General features: G+C 45.0%; 15 protein-coding genes and 1 tRNA gene. 15 read left to right on the top strand and 1 reads right to left on the bottom strand.

Features of this window, described 5'->3' with window-relative positions:
• Positions 1-6: 6 nt before the first annotated feature.
• A complete protein-coding gene (locus ACYQ3Q_RS03370) occupies positions 7-1,926 on the bottom strand; it encodes an aconitate hydratase (RefSeq protein ID WP_459927253.1) in 1,920 nt (639 codons plus the stop codon).
• Between the two features lie 491 nt (positions 1,927-2,417).
• On the opposite strand from ACYQ3Q_RS03370, the gene ACYQ3Q_RS03365 reads away from it, so the two are divergent.
• From ACYQ3Q_RS03365 to polA, 15 genes are all read left to right on the top strand, one after another.
• A complete protein-coding gene (locus ACYQ3Q_RS03365; protein WP_291300761.1) occupies positions 2,418-2,633 on the top strand; it encodes an FmdB family zinc ribbon protein in 216 nt (71 codons plus the stop codon).
• 16 nt (positions 2,634-2,649) lie between these two features.
• On the top strand, positions 2,650-3,120 hold the full coding sequence (locus ACYQ3Q_RS03360) for a tRNA (cytidine(34)-2'-O)-methyltransferase (RefSeq protein ID WP_459927252.1): 471 nt from the start codon (positions 2,650-2,652) through the stop codon (positions 3,118-3,120).
• A 170-nt stretch (positions 3,121-3,290) separates the two neighbouring features.
• Positions 3,291-4,337 carry a glycosyltransferase family 4 protein gene (locus ACYQ3Q_RS03355; RefSeq protein ID WP_459927251.1) on the top strand — a complete coding sequence of 349 codons (1,047 nt, stop codon included), beginning with the start codon at positions 3,291-3,293 and terminating at the stop codon, positions 4,335-4,337.
• 68 nt (positions 4,338-4,405) lie between these two features.
• A complete protein-coding gene (locus ACYQ3Q_RS03350) occupies positions 4,406-5,362 on the top strand; it encodes a glycosyl hydrolase family 18 protein (protein ID WP_459927250.1) in 957 nt (318 codons plus the stop codon).
• A gap of 21 nt (positions 5,363-5,383) precedes the next feature.
• Complete coding sequence (locus tag ACYQ3Q_RS03345; RefSeq protein ID WP_459927249.1) at positions 5,384-6,082, top strand: metal-dependent hydrolase; 699 nt, start codon at positions 5,384-5,386, stop codon at positions 6,080-6,082.
• A 112-nt stretch (positions 6,083-6,194) separates the two neighbouring features.
• Complete coding sequence (locus ACYQ3Q_RS03340) at positions 6,195-6,335, top strand: hypothetical protein (protein ID WP_045574965.1); 141 nt, start codon at positions 6,195-6,197, stop codon at positions 6,333-6,335.
• Positions 6,336-6,515 (top strand): alpha/beta-type small acid-soluble spore protein, encoded by a 180-nt coding sequence (locus tag ACYQ3Q_RS03335; protein WP_034145493.1) that lies wholly within the window; start codon positions 6,336-6,338, stop codon positions 6,513-6,515.
• Between the two features lie 94 nt (positions 6,516-6,609).
• A complete protein-coding gene (locus ACYQ3Q_RS03330; protein ID WP_459927248.1) occupies positions 6,610-7,920 on the top strand; it encodes a DRTGG domain-containing protein in 1,311 nt (436 codons plus the stop codon).
• A gap of 114 nt (positions 7,921-8,034) precedes the next feature.
• Entirely contained in the window at positions 8,035-11,583 is a 3,549-nt protein-coding gene (locus tag ACYQ3Q_RS03325; RefSeq protein ID WP_459927247.1) for a DNA polymerase III subunit alpha, read from the top strand.
• A 77-nt stretch (positions 11,584-11,660) separates the two neighbouring features.
• Positions 11,661-12,167, top strand: a complete 507-nt coding sequence (gene coaD, locus ACYQ3Q_RS03320) for a pantetheine-phosphate adenylyltransferase (RefSeq protein ID WP_459927246.1) — start codon at positions 11,661-11,663, stop codon at positions 12,165-12,167.
• 67 nt (positions 12,168-12,234) lie between these two features.
• The gene (locus ACYQ3Q_RS03315) at positions 12,235-12,435 is read left to right on the top strand and encodes a putative signal transducing protein (protein ID WP_034145489.1); all 201 of its coding nucleotides are present in this window, start codon (positions 12,235-12,237) and stop codon (positions 12,433-12,435) included.
• 2 nt (positions 12,436-12,437) lie between these two features.
• Positions 12,438-13,358 carry an acetyl-CoA carboxylase, carboxyltransferase subunit beta gene (gene accD, locus ACYQ3Q_RS03310; RefSeq protein WP_459927245.1) on the top strand — a complete coding sequence of 307 codons (921 nt, stop codon included), beginning with the start codon at positions 12,438-12,440 and terminating at the stop codon, positions 13,356-13,358.
• On the top strand, positions 13,342-14,328 hold the full coding sequence (locus ACYQ3Q_RS03305) for an acetyl-CoA carboxylase carboxyltransferase subunit alpha (RefSeq protein WP_459927244.1): 987 nt from the start codon (positions 13,342-13,344) through the stop codon (positions 14,326-14,328). Before accD ends, ACYQ3Q_RS03305 begins: the two co-directional genes overlap by 17 nt.
• A 60-nt stretch (positions 14,329-14,388) precedes the next feature.
• A tRNA-Leu gene (locus ACYQ3Q_RS03300) sits at positions 14,389-14,474 on the top strand.
• Positions 14,475-14,817: 343 nt separating this feature from the next.
• Complete coding sequence (polA, locus tag ACYQ3Q_RS03295; protein WP_459927243.1) at positions 14,818-17,442, top strand: DNA polymerase I; 2,625 nt, start codon at positions 14,818-14,820, stop codon at positions 17,440-17,442.
• Positions 17,443-17,448: the final 6 nt, after the last annotated feature.

Raw genomic sequence — 17,448 nt, 5'->3', positions numbered from 1 at the left:
TCTGTATCAGACAGAAGCGCTCGTTGAATTAAGAAGTCCCCCGGCCAAAAGGATTGTAGCTTGTCGTTCGGTGAGATCATGTTTAACTAAGACCGGGACTGGGTCATTATCTATGGTAATGGCAAAAGGCTCAGACGAGTAAATGGCCTGATGAAGGCCTGATAGGTGTAAAATCGTCCCAGTCTGAAAACGATCCAAATCTTTTTCTTGAACGAAGGTAAGGGGTAGAATGCCAAAATTAATCAGGTTTGCACGGTGAATACGGGCAAAACTTTGGACTAAAACGACACGCAGTCCTAAGGACATGGGAGCAAGAGCAGCATGTTCACGGCTAGAGCCTTGACCATAATTGTGGCCTGCGACAATGACACTTTGCTTGAAGGCTTTTGCTTTTGCAGCAAACTGTTTATCGATCTTATGAAAGGTGAATTCAGAGATGGCTGGGATGTTGGAGCGGAGTGGGAGGATTTTAGAACCGGCGGGCATGATATCATCCGTCGTAATGTTGTTGCCTAGTTTTAAAATAACGGGCAAGTCAAGAACATCGTCCAATGCAGGGGCTAGAGGTAGAGGTTGAATATTCGGGCCGCGTCGAACTGGGGTATCTGGATCACCGGGTGGCAAAATCATGCTGTCATCAATTCTAAACCGCTCTGGAAACTCCACAACGGGTGAGATTTCCAAGGTGCGGGGATCGGTTATGAAGCCTGTCAAAGCACAAGCTGCTGCCACTTCCGGGCTTGCCAAAAAGACGGAAGCATCTTGAGTGCCACTTCGACCCTCGAAATTTCGGTTAAAGGTTCGGACGGAGACCGCTTTAGAGATGGGAGACTGTCCCATGCCAATGCACGGACCACAGGTTGATTCAAGCAGTCGTGCTCCACTATCGAGAAGATTCGTCAAAGCACCATTACTGGAGAGCATGCTTAAGACTTGACGTGATCCAGGGGAAATGACTAAGCTTACGTCCGGATGAACGTGTTTTCCTTTTAAGATTTGACTGACGCGCATCAGATCTTGATAGGAGGAGTTCGTGCAACTTCCTATAGCAACTTGCTGAACAGGTGTGTTGGAGTGTTCGCTGACAGGGACCACATTATCTGGGCTATGCGGCTGGGCGACGAGTGGAACCAGCATGGAAAGATCGATTGCCAATTCTTCATCATAGGAGGCATCGTCATCGGCAAAGAGAGGAACATAGTCCTCCGCTCTTCCTTGGGCTTCTAAAAATTTGAGAGTTTGTTCGTCACTGGGGAATATTGAAGAAGACGCACCTAATTCAGCGCCCATATTTGTAATAGTAGAGCGTTCGGGAACTGTCAGGGTTTTCACACCCGGTCCAGCGTACTCAATAATTTTCCCCACGCCCCCTTTTACGGTGAGGGTACGGAGAATTTCCAAGATGATATCTTTGGCTGAGACCCAATCCGAAAGTTGACCAGTCAGCCAGACCCGAAGCACCTTAGGGTTGGGAAGATAAAAAGCTCCGCCACCCATGGCTACGGCAACGTCTAACCCCCCGGCACCCATAGCGAGCATCCCCATACCACCGGCAGTAGGGGTATGGCTATCCGAGCCTAGCAGAGTTTTGCCAGGTTTGGCGAAGCGTTCTAGATGAACTTGGTGACAAATTCCGTTTCCAGGTCGAGAAAAATACGCACCAAAGCGGGCGGCGGTACTTTGCAGAAACGCGTGGTCATCTGCATTTTCAAACCCTGTCTGGAGAGTATTATGATCTATATAACTGACCGAGCACTCGGTTTGTACTCTAGAAAGGTTCATGGCCTCAAATTGTAAGTAGGCCATCGTTCCTGTGGCGTCTTGGGTTAGGGTTTGATCAATACGGAGCGCGATCTCATTTCCTTTTTGCAAGTCTCCGGATACCAAGTGGGATGAAAGTATTTTCTGCGTCAGATTTTGGCCCATGCTAATTCCTCCTTTGAAGATGTTATTAACTTTACCAAAAATGACTAGGAACATCTAGAGGTTTCGGTAAAGTATACAGAATATCTGCTTAAATAATCTAATCTTTCTCCCCAATCTTGGTCTTTTATAAGATGTTCTCCAAGATTGCAGGATGCAAAGGGCTCTAATAAATGAATTAAGGTTATGATATAAACAACTGGACTTAACTTTTTGTGATAAGTACTTATTAATTTAAGTCTCGATAAAGGAGCAAGAGTTGCTGCCTTAGGAAGGCTATAATAGTAGTAGGCATAAGCTTGGGATTAGTGGAAGTGCTCTGAAAGTGGATGTCTACTCGGCAAGGAAATGGTGGGAAACAGTAGGTATTTGTAAAGATAAGTGACAAGTTTCCATATTATTAGTTTGGGTTTGTCAGAATTTCAGGTTATAATAGTTTGGATAGTCGTTGAGACTTCGCTTAATTCTAAGAAGACACTGGGAGGAATTATGCTATGCCAATGTATGAATTCGGATGTCCGAGCTGTGGGGTTGTGACCACCGAATTGTGTAGAATGGGAGAAAACGGTGAGTGCCTAACTTGTAGCGAGTGTGGGAACACGGGGCTCATGAAACACATCTCTGGATTTGCAAGTTTAGGAGTTCCGGGAGGATTTGGGGGCGGACGTTGTTCGCAAGGGTGTCACGGAAATTGTACAGGGTGTCAGTGAAAGGGGTACCAGATTTTTGAACAAGCGACTTAATATTGTCTTAGTTGAGCCGGAAATCCCACCCAATACAGGGAACGTCGCTCGACTTTGCGCTGCGACTGGAGCTACATTACATTTAGTAAAACCATTAGGTTTTAGCATTGATGACAAGCAACTAAAACGTGCTGGATTAGACTACTGGCACCTTCTAGATATCATTATCTACGAAAATTTTGTCGAGTTTGAGGAAAAGAATCCTGTGGGTACTCGCTACTTAGCGACCACAAAAGGTGGAAAGTCCTATACCGAACTCTTATATGATGATGGAGGATACTTGCTTTTTGGCAAGGAAACAAAAGGGTTGGATCCTGAAATCCTTGCGCGTTACCCGGAAACGGCCATTCGCCTGCCAATGCGTGCAGACGCCCGCTCTCTAAATTTATCAAATTCAGTTGCGGTTATTGTTTATGAAGTATTGCGTCAATGGGATTTCCCAGATCTCGTCTAGAATCAAGGATCAACTTGCTGTTAATGGGTAGAGAAACTAGAAGTCTTTTTACATACGAAAGGGGAAAGCATAATGGTGACAAATTCTAAAGTAGCAATTATAGATCGTGCAAAGGCAAATGACAATTCTTTCCCTGCGGATTGTCCAGTAAAGGCGGTTGAAAAACAATCATGACATATGGGCTGACCTTTCTTATGGGCTTAGTAATTGCCGTGTTTGCAACTCCGATTACCATAAAACTAGCGAAAAGGTGGGGCGCAATAGCTCATCCAGGTGGACGACACGTCCACAGTCGACCTATTCCCCGGCTTGGTGGATTGGCAATCTATGCTGCGTTTTGGATCGCAGCCATCGTGACGCAGGTCTGGGATGAACTAATTTGGGGGTTGTTCATAGGTAGCACCATAATTTTGGTAGTGGGTATTTGGGATGATATTCGTGAAATCCGCCCTTTGCATAAGCTCTATTGGCAAATCGCGGCTGCGGGGGTGCTTCTCCCCTTTGGGTTTTCCATGAAGGTCATTTCCCTCCCGTTCCTTGACAAATCTGTTAATTTTGGAGAGCTTGGACTAAGCGCCATCGGATTAATTTTAATGATCTTTTGGGTGGTTGGGCTGGTAAACACTGTTAATGTCTCGGATGGTCTAGATGGGCTTGCCGCTGGAATATGTTTTATAGTGACTTTGCTTTTGTTTTGGTCTGCTAATAGGATTCATGAATTACCCGCAGCCAATCTTATGCTTGCGTTAGCGGGTGCCCTGCTTGGTTTTCTGTTCTTTAATTTCCCCCCCGCACGAGTTTTCATGGGAGATTCAGGGAGTATGTTCCTCGGGTATATCATCGGCGGAATTTCCATCATGGGGCTACTCAAAACGGCTACGATTTTAGGATTAGTATTTCCACTTCTTGTCTTAGGCATGCCGGTTACAGATTTGACCTTTGCCATTATTCGGCGAAAATTGCGAGGGCAATCCATTGCCAAGGCTGATCGCGGGCACTTGCACCATCGTTTACTGGATGCAGGGTTTACTCACCGCCAGGCTGTGGTATTAATGTATGGGATCAGTGCTTGCTTCGGCCTGGCTGCGGTGTTAGGAGCTAAGGGACAATGGATTTGGGCTTTAGTGGTACTTTGCGTAGTATTTGCCTTGCTGATCACGATTCTCATGCGTCGAGCCGCAAGGCTTACAGTGTTTAGCCGACGGCATTCCAAGTAAAAACCCATTCATCCACTTACACTTCTTTTTCTAACCATGCATATGATGGTCAGAAAGGGGGTATAAGTATGCCATTAAATGTATTTGCCTTTTATAATGGCTTAACCGAACAAACTAAGGGTTATCCTTATCTTAAACGCTATGGGAATATCATCAAAGAATTAGCACTTTTTGAGGTAGCAATTCAGAATGATGGGACGCTTCGTGGGCGTCCAAGTCGGAGACTCATTAATGAAGTGCATGCAATGGGAATTAAAGTCTCCTTAGTGGTGAGCAATCTTACTAGGCAAGGTCAGTTTTCGACCACTTTAATGAGTCGTTTGGTGCGAGACCAAGATTTTGCCACCCTTGTTTGGCGGAACATAAGAGATGTTTTGGTTGATTATCAATTTGATGGGGTTAATCTTGATTTAGAAAAAGCAGACCCAGCAGACCGTCGTCTTTTTAGCCAACTGATTCAATCGTGGTCAAGGCTGTTTCAAAGAGCAAACTTTATAGTTTCGATCGATGTTCCGGCGAAGACTGAAAGTGACCCGCTGAGCGCTTGGAGGGGGTCCTTTGAATATAAGCCAATTGGTCAGTCCGTTGATGAAGTGATACTTATGACTTACGAAGAACATTGGGGAGGAAGCCCTCCCGGATCGGTTGCTTCCCTTCCCTGGGTAACTAAGGTTTTAAACTACGCCATAGCCAACATTCCCCGTGAAAAAATCTTTATGGGTATTCCCATGTATGGCTATGATTGGCCAGAGCGGGGAACTGGAAAAGTGATTAGCTATCAAAGCGCTATTGAGCTTGCACAGCGACAGGGTGCACCCCTACAATGGGATGCAACTCAACATAGTACTTTTTTCCGGTATGAGACAGGGGGAGTTCGACATACAGTCTATTTCGAAGACCCTCGAAGCCTCAGAGAAAAATTAGAGCTTGCAGAACGTAAGGGTATTCGTGGTGTCGCACTGTGGGAAATGAACCTTAGTTATCCTCGTTTCTGGGAGGTACTTCAAATGTATGTAAAACGTTAAAGTGATAGGAGGTTCTTAAGAATGCGTATCCACTTCCATGGACATGCCTGCTTTGAAATAGTAGGGGAAGCAGGAAGAATCCTTATTGATCCCTTTTTAACGGGTAACCCAAGGGCAACGGCTAAGCCGGGAGACTTTCTTCAGCTTGATGCTATCTTGGTTACTCATGGACATAATGACCATTTAGGGGATGCCATATATTTGTCTAAGCAGACAGGAGCCCCCATTATTGCAGTTTATGAATTGGCTATGTACTGTCAGAATCAAGGCGCTAAGACGCATGCTATGCACATAGGAGGTAAGCACCAGTTTCCGTTTGGATGGGTTAAACTTACCCAAGCCTTACATGGATCCGGGATAGAGAGTCCAGACGGAAAGACGATGATCTATGGTGGTCCACCCTGTGGATTTTTACTCCAGATGGATGGAAAATGGCTATATCATGCAGGAGATACTGGATTATTCGGGGATATGGAACTTATCGGTCGCCGCTATCCGATTGAAGTTGCTATGCTACCGATCGGAGATAATTATGTGATGGGGGTGGAGGAGGCAGTCCATGCTTCGCAATTATTACGTCCTAAAGTGGTTATTCCGATGCATTATGATACGTTCCCTGTCATTGTCCAAGATGTAGGAGAGTTTTTGCGTCTCCTGCAGCGCAGGGTTCCAGAGAGCCAGGGAAAGGCGCTCAGACCTGGAGAAACCTTTGAAGTTTAAAGAATAATTATATTGACCATCCCGCTTGAGATCAAGCGGGATATTTTTATCTAGAAATGGTCAAACTTAAAACGAGGAGTGAATTATTATTAAAGTTTAGGAGATGACTTTGATGACCAGAAAATTGTGCTCGCTTCGTTGTCTTTATGGAATTGATGGTCGCTGTCGTTTGGAACACCTGATCGGAGAACGGGGCCCGAACTGTCCTCATTATGAGGAAGATTTCAACATCATGAGTAGGGGGAGGATTTAAGTGAAACAGACGAAACCGAGAGTTAAGCGAATAGATCCTCTTGAACCATTAAAAATGGAAATAGCGGCTGAATTGGGTTTGCTTGATCAGATTCACAGTAATGGTTGGCATTCTTTGAGCGCTAAGGAGGCTGGACGAATCGGGGGTCTCATGACTCAGAGACGACGAAAAGATAGTTAATGTTCGACATGTAATAACACATAACATAGTTGAATAATGAATCTTGTGATATAATTATAGACTGTATAGTAATAAGTAGGGAGAGTTTTTTAAGTTGACAAAGCATCAACAAATTTTAACCTTTATTGAACGTCTGGCAATTGGCTGTAAAGTTTCTGTTCGTTTTATTGCTAAAGAATTGGATGTCAGTGAAGGAACAGCGTATCGGGCTATTAAAGAGGCTGAGGCCAAGGGATTTGTACGTTCGATTCCAAAAGTGGGTACGATTCGAATTGAAGGGGTCAAAGAGCGACAAATAGAAGACTTAACATTGCGTGAAGTTTCACAGATAGCCGAAGGCGTGGTTATCTGCGGCTTTGATTATCTTGATCGCTCTCCAAATAAGTTTCTTATTGCAGCAATGGAAATAGATTCCATGGATCGTTTCCTTGAAGATGGAGCGCTATGCATTGTTGGAAATCGTCAAGATGTCCAAATGTATGTCTTGAAACATAATGCTTCACTCTTAATCACAGGGGGATTAGAACCGGACGAAGAAGTAGTCGCTTTAGCACGACAAAAGGAATTAGTCATTATTCAATCTCCCTACGATACCTTTTCAGTCACTACGATGATTAATCGTGCTCTTTATGATCGATTAATCCAGAAAGAACTTATTTTAGTCGAGGACATCATGGTGAAAGATGTCAGTTATTTGACAGTAGATGCCACGGTAGATGATTGGCGAAAACTATCACAAACCACGGATCATAGCCGGTTCCCAGTGGTGGATAAGGACATGATGTTGACCGGAATCGTATCTGCTTTAGATGTGGCAGGGGCAGATGTTAAAACAAGGATTGTTGACGTTATGAGTACTAACCCTTTTCTAGTAGGGCGAGACGATCCTGTCACCCATATTTCTCGAATTATGGTTTGGGAAGGCTGGGAAATTGCGGTCGTTGCAGATCAGGGTAAACTTATTGGAATCTTAAGCTTACAAGACGTCATTGAGGCCTACCAGCAAGTCCAAAAACAGCCTCAGTTTGGCGAAACGGTAGATAACTTGGTATTAAGTGGGTTCCGGTACGTGGATGATGCGGAGCATCTCACGATTGAAGGGGAAATTACAAATGCAATGGTCAATGACTATGGCTCGGCAAGTTGCGGAGTAATCGTCACAGTGATGAATATGGCTGGCTATATTGGGTTACGCAAGAAGTATCGACTGGATGCCATCACAGAAAACTTCACGCTCTATCAACTTCAACCGATTGCGGTGGGGACGGAAATCAAGGTCACGGCTAAGCTATTATTAGTAGCCAAGAGACATTGCAATATAGAAGTGGAAGTCACAGTTAAGGATGCTGTGGTGGCCAAAGGTCTGATGACGGCTAGAATCGGAGATAAGAAGCTCGTCGGCTAAACCGTAATACACAAACTAGTACAAAAGGGTTGTAACATAACTTGTTTTTCCAGTTTGTTACAACCTCATTTATAGAATTAGGGTGAATGCTTTTTACAGGGATGTGAAGTGGACATGGCAGATAAAGAAATCTTAAGCGGGGAAGTTGGGTTTGTTCACTTACATAATCATACTGAATTTAGCTTACTCGACGGAGCAGCTCGGATCAAGAACTTGGTCAAGCGTGCGGTCGAGTTAAATATGTCGGCGTTAGCCATTACAGATCACGGGGTCATGTATGGGGTCATCGACTTTTACAAAGCCTGCCACGAAGCAGGGATCAAACCGATTATCGGCTGCGAAGTTTATGTCGCTCCTCATAAACGGTCGGATCGAACGCCTGGGAAAGACGATACTAATTGTCACTTGGTTTTACTTGCCGAGAATGAAGAAGGGTATCGCAACCTGATTCGGCTGGTTTCTATGGCTCATACGGAAGGGTTTTACTATAAACCTCGCGTAGATAAAGAAATTCTTCGCGAGCATGCTAAGGGAATCATTGCCCTAAGTGCTTGTTTGGCTGGGGAAGTCGCGGATTACCTAGTGCATGATCAACTGGAGACGGCTGTTCAAAGTTCTCTAGACTATGAGAGTATTTTTGGCAAGGGGAATTTCTTTCTTGAAATTCAGGATCATGGTTTAGAGGAACAGCGTAAAGTTATCTTGGGAATGTGGAAGGTACATGAACTCACGGGGATTCCGATGGTGGCTACGAATGATGTACATTATGTGAGGCGCGAAGACGCGTTTGTTCAGGACGCGTTGCTTTGTATCCAAACGGGAAAAACATTAGCGGATACTTCCCGGATGCGTTTTTCCAGTCAGGAATTCTTTCTTAAATCCGAACAGGAAATGGCCTTGCTATTCGGTGAACACCCAGAATTATTGACGAATACTTCGAAAATCGCTAAACGGTGTCAGGTGGATTTTCAGTTTGGAGACAACCATTTACCAGACTTTGAGGTTCCACCAGGGATTACTCTTGATGGTTTTCTAGAAGCAGAATGCCGTAAAGCGTTTCCTCGTTTTTATCCCCAAATGACTGAACGAGAACGAGAACGTTTAGATTATGAACTACAAGTCATTTTTCAGACGGGTTTCTCAGGATATTTCTTGATTGTAGCGGATTTTTGCCGTTTTGCTAAAGAAAATGGTGTGGCTGTCGGGCCGGGGCGAGGGTCTGCGGCCGCGAGTATGGTTGCTTATTTGCTAGGGATAACGTCGGTTGAACCGCTCCGCCATGACCTCCTCTTTGAACGGTTTTTAAATCCGGATCGTATTTCAATGCCGGATATTGACATAGATTTTGACCCGGACGGCCGAGAACGCGTGATCCGTTATGTCACGGAAAAATACGGCGTGGATAAAGTATGTCAAATCATCACTTTTGGAACGATGGGGGCTAAAGCAGCTATCCGAGATGGAGGGCGAGTTTTGGGGATCCCTTTATTTCGGGTCGATAAAGTGGCCAAAGCAATTCCTTCGGACTTAGGGATGACTTTAGAGAAGGCCTTAAGTGTATCTCCTGATTTGGCCAGGATGGTCGAAGAAGATGAAGAGATTAAACGACTTTACACGTTAGCAAGATCTCTCGAAGGAATGACCCGACACGCTTCCACGCATGCCGCAGGGATTGTAATTGCTAAGGAACCTCTTATGAATTATCTTCCGTTGCAAAGAACTTCAGAGGACTTTGTCATGACTCAATTTCCAATGAAAGCTGTTGAGGAGATTGGGCTTCTAAAAATGGATTTTCTGGGTTTGCGAAACTTAACGATATTGCAAGAAGCTGTGCGACGGATCGAGGAAACTAAAGGAATCAAGCTTGATCTGGAAACCTTGCCCTTGGATGATACGAAGACATATACGCTTTTGGCGTCGGGTAATAGCACGGGCATCTTTCAGCTGGAAAGCGGTGGTATGCGGGCGATCCTTAAGGACCTTAAGCCCTCCTGTTTTGAAGATATTATTGCTGTCGTAGCTCTATATCGGCCTGGCCCGATGGAACAGATCCCGGAATTTATCCGCCGCAAACAAGGTGGAAACATTACTTATCTGCACCCTAAGTTAGAACCTATTCTTAAATCAACCTACGGGGTTATTGTCTATCAGGAACAAGTCATGCAAATTGCCCGTGATCTTGGCGGTTATTCACTGGGTCGAGCGGATCTTCTCCGTCGGGCGATGGGGAAAAAGAAAAAAGAAATCATGGCAGAGGAACGTCAGAACTTTATTCATGGGTTACAAGCTGAAGACGGACGTTGGATTATCTCAGGGGCACTGCGGATCGGATTGACTCTTAAAGATGCGGAAGAAATCTTCGATCTAATGGCCAAGTTTGCCGAATATGGCTTTAATAAAGGACATGCCACTGCTTATGCTGTGATTTCGTATCATACGGCCTATTTAAAAGCAAACTATCCCTTAGAGTTCATGGCGGCGCTTATCAGCACTGTCATGGGATCGTCGGATAAGGTATCCTACTATATTCAGGATGCTCGGGTGAGTGGCATTCAAGTGCTCCCTCCGGATGTTCAGTATAGTCAAGTTGGGTTTTCCATAGAAGAGCAAGCGATTCGTTTTGGATTGGGTGCTATTCGCAATGTAGGAGTCAATGTCGTGGAGAAGATTTTAGAAGCACGAAAAGAAGGGCTTTTTAAATCCCTCGATGATTTCTGTATGCGCGTTGACCATAAAGTTTTAAATCGTCGCGTTCTAGAAAGTTTGGTCCGTTCTGGATCATTTAACTCATTCTGTTCACGGGCTCAGGCGATGGCTGTTTTGGACCAAGTGTTAGACAAGGCTTCACGTCGCCAAAAAGATCGGCTTTCAGGCCAGTTTTCACTGTTCGATTTAGATGAAGATATGAATAACGGGATAAGCTTACCTGAAGTCACAGATTTCTTAGATCGCGAGATCCTCGATATGGAGAAGGAATACCTAGGCCTCTATTTAAGCGGGCATCCGCTGTCTTCGGTTTTGCCACAAATTCAGCCGTATATGTCTTCGGATATTCTCACGTGCTTAGAAGGTGAAGAGGAGAAGAAAGTGGCTCTCGGAGGTTTAGTGTCGGGATTTCGGCAGAATGTGACTAAAAAAGGTGAGATGATGGCTAGTTTTGTTCTGGAAGACTTAACTGGAGGGATCGAGGTTTTGGTTTTTCCACGGGTCTATGCGCAAACTGGCTTATTCCGTAATGACCAAGTAGTGGTCGTAGTAGGCAGGTATAATATTCGAGATGAAGAGAAAAAAATCTTTGCCGAAAAAATTACGAGGCTTGAGGACTTAGGACCAGCACAATCCTCTCAACCACCAAGTAGAAATAAATTAAATTTAAGCGTAGAACCTCATGCAAATGGTCACGGTAAGACGTGTAAGACAGTAGGAAAGCGTCTTTTTCTAAGATTTACAAACGAGCAAAGTGAGCTTATGCCAGTGGTGTTGGGGCTATTAAAGCGTTTTCCGGGTAATCAACCGGTGTATTTTTACTTTGAGGAGACACAAAAAGTCCTGGAAGTAAAGCGAGAGTTTTGGGTTAATGATGGGGATGAGCTGAAGAACGCACTCCAAGAAGTGATTGATCTAAGGAATGTGGTCTGGAAACCTGCTAAAAATTATGCCTAAAGAATAGTTTGCTTGCAGGAATCTTGGCTTTTAAGGCGAACCCATGAGAATATCCCTAATTGAAAAGGAGAGACAACGTGCGTATTGCGATTTATCCGGGAACCTTCGATCCGGTAACCAATGGTCATCTCGATATATTAGTTCGGGCCAAAGAATTGTTTGATGAGGTTTGTATTGCGGTTGCTACTGATAGTAAAAAGACTCCCTTGTTTACTCAACAAGAGAGAATGGCACTTCTTATAGAAGCTACAAAAGACATGCCGAATGTTAGTGTCCGTGTTTTTGAGGGACTAACGGTCGAATTTGCTCGACAATGTGGTGCAATAGCTATTCTTCGAGGGCTGCGCGCCTTATCTGATTTTGAATACGAATTCCAACTCGCTTTAATGAACAAAAAGATTGCACCGGATATTGAAACGATTTTCCTGATGACTCAGAGCGAATTCTCCTTTATAAGCTCAAGTGCGATCAAGTGGGCTTCCAGTTTGCATGCTAGTGTCTCAGATTTTGTACCTGAGCATGTAGAAAAGGCTTTGATAGCCAAGAATCCCAGATCACGATCTACCCTGAATGGTGCGGAATAGAGTGCGTTTCTTGCACAATTAATTGGGCTATGGTATCATAAATCGATTTAATAAGGGGGATTTTCAAATGTGGACCGTGATTTATATTGCTCCCAATAAGTTAATAGCCGAAAAGTATAAAAAAATCCTCACGGATGAAGGGATGCTTGTTCAGCTTCGCCCAATTGGTTCTGCACATCTCGGTGAACATGCTTCAGTGGAAATTCTGGTACCAGAATCGGAAGCCGAAGAAGCGCACGAAATAATAACTAGCGCCATGGGGAGCTAATTATGTTTAAGGATATTTTTAGAAAAACAAAGTACGTTACCATACGATCAACATCGCCGGAACAACGAAGACCTTCTGACGTTTCTCCAGCTGAAGAAGCCATACAAGTGAGCAAAAAAGAAGTACCCGATGGTCTATGGGTTAAATGCCCGGAGTGCGGGGAAGTTCTCTTTAATAAAAATCTCGAGGAAAACGCGCGAGTGTGTACGACCTGTGAGTACCATTTTCGGATTTCAGGTAGAGATCGCTTAGCCTTACTGGTGGATGAAAACAGTTTCGAAGAGTGGGATGCGGGATTACTCACCCAAGATTCTTTGGAATTTCCCGGTTATCAAGAAAAGCTCCTTGAGGCTCAGGAAAAATCCGGTATGACGGAAGGGGTACTTACAGGTCGCGCTAAAATTGAAGGGGTTCCTTTTGTCATCGCTTTTAATGAAGCAAGTTTTATGATGGGCAGTATGGGTTCTGTCGTAGGGGAAAAAATTACCCGTGCAATTGAACGAGCGATCGAATTGCGCTTGCCAGTCGTTATATTTTCCACGTCGGGTGGTGCTCGGATGCAAGAGGGAATTCTGTCACTGTATCAGATGGCCAAGACGAGTGCAGCTTTGGGAAAATTAGCGGAGAGCCACTTGCTGTATATTTCTGTGCTCACAGATCCTACCTTTGGTGGGGTGACGGCCAGCTACGCTTCGCTGGGGGATATTTTGATTGCTGAACCTAATGCCTTGATAGGATTTACGGGACCTCGTGTCATCAAACAGACCATGAGGCAAGAACTTCCGGCAGGAGCACAGACGGCTGAGTTTAACCAAGCCCATGGTCTAATCGATCTGATTGTGGCGCGTACTCAGATGCGGACTGTTTTAGCACGCTTACTGCGGTACCATCAGGAGGGGGCTCAGTATGGCGCAACTGTTTGAATTTGAAAAACCGATTGCGGAACTAGAACAGAAAATCTCGGAACTCCAGAAGTTTTCCGCGGACAAGGGAATTGACCTTTCTCAAGAAGTGGTTACCCTTGAAAAGAAAGCAGCTCTTCTGAAGAAGGAGATTTACGGAAGCCTAGAACCCTGGCAAAAAGTCCAAATTGCCAGACATTCCGAGCGTCCGAACTTTTATGATTATGCTCCCCTGTTGTTTGAGGATTTCATAGAACTAAAAGGGGATCGACTTTTTGCAGATGATCTCTCGATTGCTGGCGGGATCGCTCTTTTCCACGGAATTGCGGTGACCGCGATCGCTCAGGTTAAGGGTAAAGATACAAAGGAGAATATTAAGCGCAATTTCGGCATGCCTCATCCCGAAGGATATCGCAAAGCGGTGCGCTTGATGGATCAGGCTGAAAAGTTCGGGCGTCCGATTTTGACGTTTATTGACACACCTGGTGCCGCCTGTGACTTAGGGGCCGAGGAACGAGGGCAGGGTGAGGCTATTGCCCGATGCCTACTCGCCATGTCAGGTTATCACGTCCCCGTGATCAGTACCGTCATCGGTGAAGGTGGAAGTGGCGGGGCTCTTGCGCTTGGGGTGGGCAACGTCGTCTTGATGCTTGAGAATTCCTTTTACTCCGTGATTGCCCCAGAAAGCTGTGCCTCGATTCTCTGGAAGGACACGTCTAAGGCTAAGGAAGCAGCCGCCGCTCTTAAGTTTACAGCACAAGATTTGTTGAGACTTGGAGTAGCGGATGAATTAGTACGTGAGCCACAGGGTGGGGCTCATAATAACCTAAATCAAACCGCAGAAGAGTTATCTCAGGTCATTTCCAAGTATCTCGTGCGTCTGCGCTTGGAAAGTCCCGAAGCACTACGGGAAAAGCGATATCAGAAATTGCGGGCCATTGGAGTTTTCCAAGAAACGGCGGATATTAATTTGGCGAAAAAGCTTGACTAAGACTTGAGTTTAGTGTTATTATAACTAGGCCGTCATGATTCATCTGACGGAATTATATCTGGGCGAGTGGCGGAATGGCAGACGCGTCGGTCTCAAAATCCGATATATGTGAGTATGTGGGGGTTCAAGTCCCCCCTCGCCCACCACAATGAACTTGTAGAAGAGCCTGTGAAGGCTCTTTTTTGATATATCAGAAATTTAAATTTTTGGGGTACCAGAGGGTACCCTCTTTACTTGTGGTATGAAATCCCATTTAAGCTATACAGGTGCTTTCCAGGGTAAAATAGGGACTAAGTTTATAAAAACGGCAGTACTCGGAGCACCAATACGTTGAATGGCAATTGACTGGAAAAGGTAGCCTGACAGTAATTTGTAAAACAATTAGAAAAGACGAATGGCTCATAAACATAACCCAAGAAGCACCTCGAACGTTTGTTAGAAATTAGCAGATATGATATAGTTAACGGTGAAAGATTGGGGGTTTTCAGGATGCCACGGATGGTGATATTAGACGGAAACAGCCTTGCAAATCGCGCATTTTATGCTCTCCCGCCGCTAACCACGGCCGATGGGCGACCAACGAATGTTTTGCATGGTTTTCTAACTATGCTCTTTAGATTGGAACATGAGCAACATCCAGATTACTGGGTGGTAGCTTTCGATAAAACAAAGGCAACGGTTCGGATTGAACAGTATGCGGGGTATAAAGCGCAACGCAAAGAAACCCCGGAGGGACTGCGCCCTCAATTTGATTACCTCAAAGAAATATTAACGGAAATGGAAGTCCCTATGCTTGAGCTAGCGGGCTATGAAGCAGATGACCTGATTGCCGCTATAACCAAACAAGCGGAAGCACAGGGAATGGAAATTCAGATTTATACAGGGGATAAAGATGCCCTGCAACTCATTTCACCCAGGACGAATATTTTCCTGACCAAAAAAGGAATCAGTGAAGTCGAACGTTACGATGAAACGACCTTATGGGAACGTTACCAACTACGTCCCCCTCAAATCATTGATCTTAAGGGTCTAATGGGTGACACCTCCGATAATATCCCTGGGGTTCCAGGAATCGGAGAGAAAACCGCGCTAAAATTACTCTGGGAATTTGAAACGGTTGAGGGTGTTTTAGCGAATGTTGATAAAGTATCCGGTAAAAAAGTACAGAGTAATTTGAGGGACTATACAGATCAGGCAATCCTGAGCAAAAAGCTAGCGACGATGCTGACAGAGGTTCCGATGGCGTTTTCTAGCGACGATTTTATTTATCGCCGCTCAAAAGCTGCTAAAGTGCTTCCCGTCTTGCAAAAATATGATCTGAAGAATGTGACTCGTTTGTGGCATGAACGTCATAAAGACGACGAAGGTCCTCTAAGTGAAAGCCCAGAAGCATTGTTAGAAAATTGGCCAGAACGCACCTTGACAGAAGAGGGCTGGCTTGCTCAGATCGGAGAGTGGCAGTCCAAGAATATTCCACTCACGTTAGCCTGTCGTTATGAGGGAACAGGTTTACAAGGGGGTCGCTGGTTAGAATGGGGAGTGGCTACCCAAGGTGAGACATTTACACTGACTCGTAAGGATGCGTCTCCGAGAGTTTTTGAAGCGTGGCTGAAATTGATGGGAAGTAACCAAGTTCCTAAGACTTTGGCGGACAGTAAAACCGTTGCTTTATTACTTGCTAACGAAGGTGTGACCATGAAGGGATTAGCCCTAGATCTAAGCTTAGCTTCCTATCTTATTCAATCCTCGCGACCGAAATTCGCGCCCCTTGATTTAGTTAAAGAATATGTTCCGAATCAAGCAGTTTTCGAAACTATTGCAGAAGAAGCGGCAGCCTTAGCTCAAGTCGCTCTTAAGTTTGAAGAAGATATTCAATCACTTGGCCTTTCAGAACTACTGCATAACATCGAAGAACCGTTAAGCTTGGTGCTCGCGCAAGTGGAACGACACGGAATCGCCGTGGACTCCGAGCAATTGACGACCTTTGGCGAAGGGATAAGTCTGACCTTAAGACAGTTAGAACAGGACATTTATGCCCTAGCTGAGGAAACCTTTAACATTAATTCCCCGAAACAGTTGGGAACCATTCTTTTTGAAAAACTTGGCTTACCGACTGCAAAGAAAACGAAAACAGGTTATTCCACCGATGCGGAGACCTTAGAGGAATTGCGCTTAGCCCATCCCGTTGTTGCGAAGATTCTCGACTATCGGCAGTTGAATAAATTGATGTCTACCTATGTAAATGGTTTACTCGCTCAAGCCAAGGATGGCCGGATTCATACCACCTTCCAACAAACCGTAACGACAACCGGTCGTTTATCGAGTACGGAACCGAATTTGCAGAACATCCCAATTCGACTGGAGCAGGGGCGCTTGCTTAGAAAAGTCTTTCATCCCACGGAACCTGGATGGGTACTTCTATCCGCGGATTATTCTCAAATAGAGCTGCGGATTTTAGCTCACTATTCTCAAGATCCTCTTCTTTGTGAATCATTTGCCCTGGGACAGGATGTCCACACTCGAACCGCAGCCGAAGTTTTTGGAATCTCGCTCGATGCGGTGACCTCGAACATGCGCAGAAGTGCTAAGGCAGTCAATTTTGGTTTAGTCTATGGTTTAACTGAGTTTGGTCTATCAAGGGACTTAGGGATTCCACGCAAAGAATCAAAGTTCTATATCGAGCAGTATTTTAAACGTTATGGTGGAGTAAAACGGTATCTGGAAGAGGTCGTGACACAGGCTAAAAAAGAGGGACAAGTTCGCACCCTGTTAAATCGTCTAAGGCGCATTCCAGAGCTACTTCATTCCAATCGAGTTCAACGCCAGTTTGGAGAACGGATTGCTATGAACACCCCTGTGCAGGGTACAGCCGCGGATATCATGAAATTAGCCATGCTTAAAGTAGCGGAAGGATTGAAACCCTTTCGGGCGGACATGCTTCTTCAAGTACATGATGAGCTATTGCTTCAAGTTGCCCCAGAAGATTTAGAAGGTGTCGCCCATATGCTGAAAGATAAAATGGAACACGCCTATCCGTTATCTGTTCCTATGACAGTGGAATGTAAAGTTGGCCCGAATTGGTATGAAATGCAGCCGCTTAAGCCGAAGGATTAGGAATGA

The organism is Desulfosporosinus burensis, from assembly GCF_054657535.1.
This window is presented reverse-complemented; position numbering and strand designations above follow the sequence as displayed.

Bases quoted from the DNA above. Each gene is read 5' to 3' on its own strand.
- ACYQ3Q_RS03315 (WP_034145489.1), top strand. From the start codon at position 12,235: ATGTGGACCGTGATTTATATTGCTCCCAATAAGTTAATAGCCGAAAAG.
- ACYQ3Q_RS03305 (WP_459927244.1), top strand. From the start codon at position 13,342: ATGGCGCAACTGTTTGAATTTGAAAAACCGATTGCGGAACTAGAACAG.
- accD (WP_459927245.1), top strand. From the start codon at position 12,438: ATGTTTAAGGATATTTTTAGAAAAACAAAGTACGTTACCATACGATCA.
- ACYQ3Q_RS03340 (WP_045574965.1), top strand. From the start codon at position 6,195: ATGACCAGAAAATTGTGCTCGCTTCGTTGTCTTTATGGAATTGATGGT.
- ACYQ3Q_RS03345 (WP_459927249.1), top strand. From the start codon at position 5,384: ATGCGTATCCACTTCCATGGACATGCCTGCTTTGAAATAGTAGGGGAA.
- ACYQ3Q_RS03355 (WP_459927251.1), top strand. From the start codon at position 3,291: ATGACATATGGGCTGACCTTTCTTATGGGCTTAGTAATTGCCGTGTTT.
- ACYQ3Q_RS03365 (WP_291300761.1), top strand. From the start codon at position 2,418: ATGCCAATGTATGAATTCGGATGTCCGAGCTGTGGGGTTGTGACCACC.
- ACYQ3Q_RS03325 (WP_459927247.1), top strand. From the start codon at position 8,035: ATGGCAGATAAAGAAATCTTAAGCGGGGAAGTTGGGTTTGTTCACTTA.
- ACYQ3Q_RS03350 (WP_459927250.1), top strand. From the start codon at position 4,406: ATGCCATTAAATGTATTTGCCTTTTATAATGGCTTAACCGAACAAACT.
- ACYQ3Q_RS03370 (WP_459927253.1), bottom strand. From the start codon at position 1,926: ATGGGCCAAAATCTGACGCAGAAAATACTTTCATCCCACTTGGTATCC.
- polA (WP_459927243.1), top strand. From the start codon at position 14,818: ATGCCACGGATGGTGATATTAGACGGAAACAGCCTTGCAAATCGCGCA.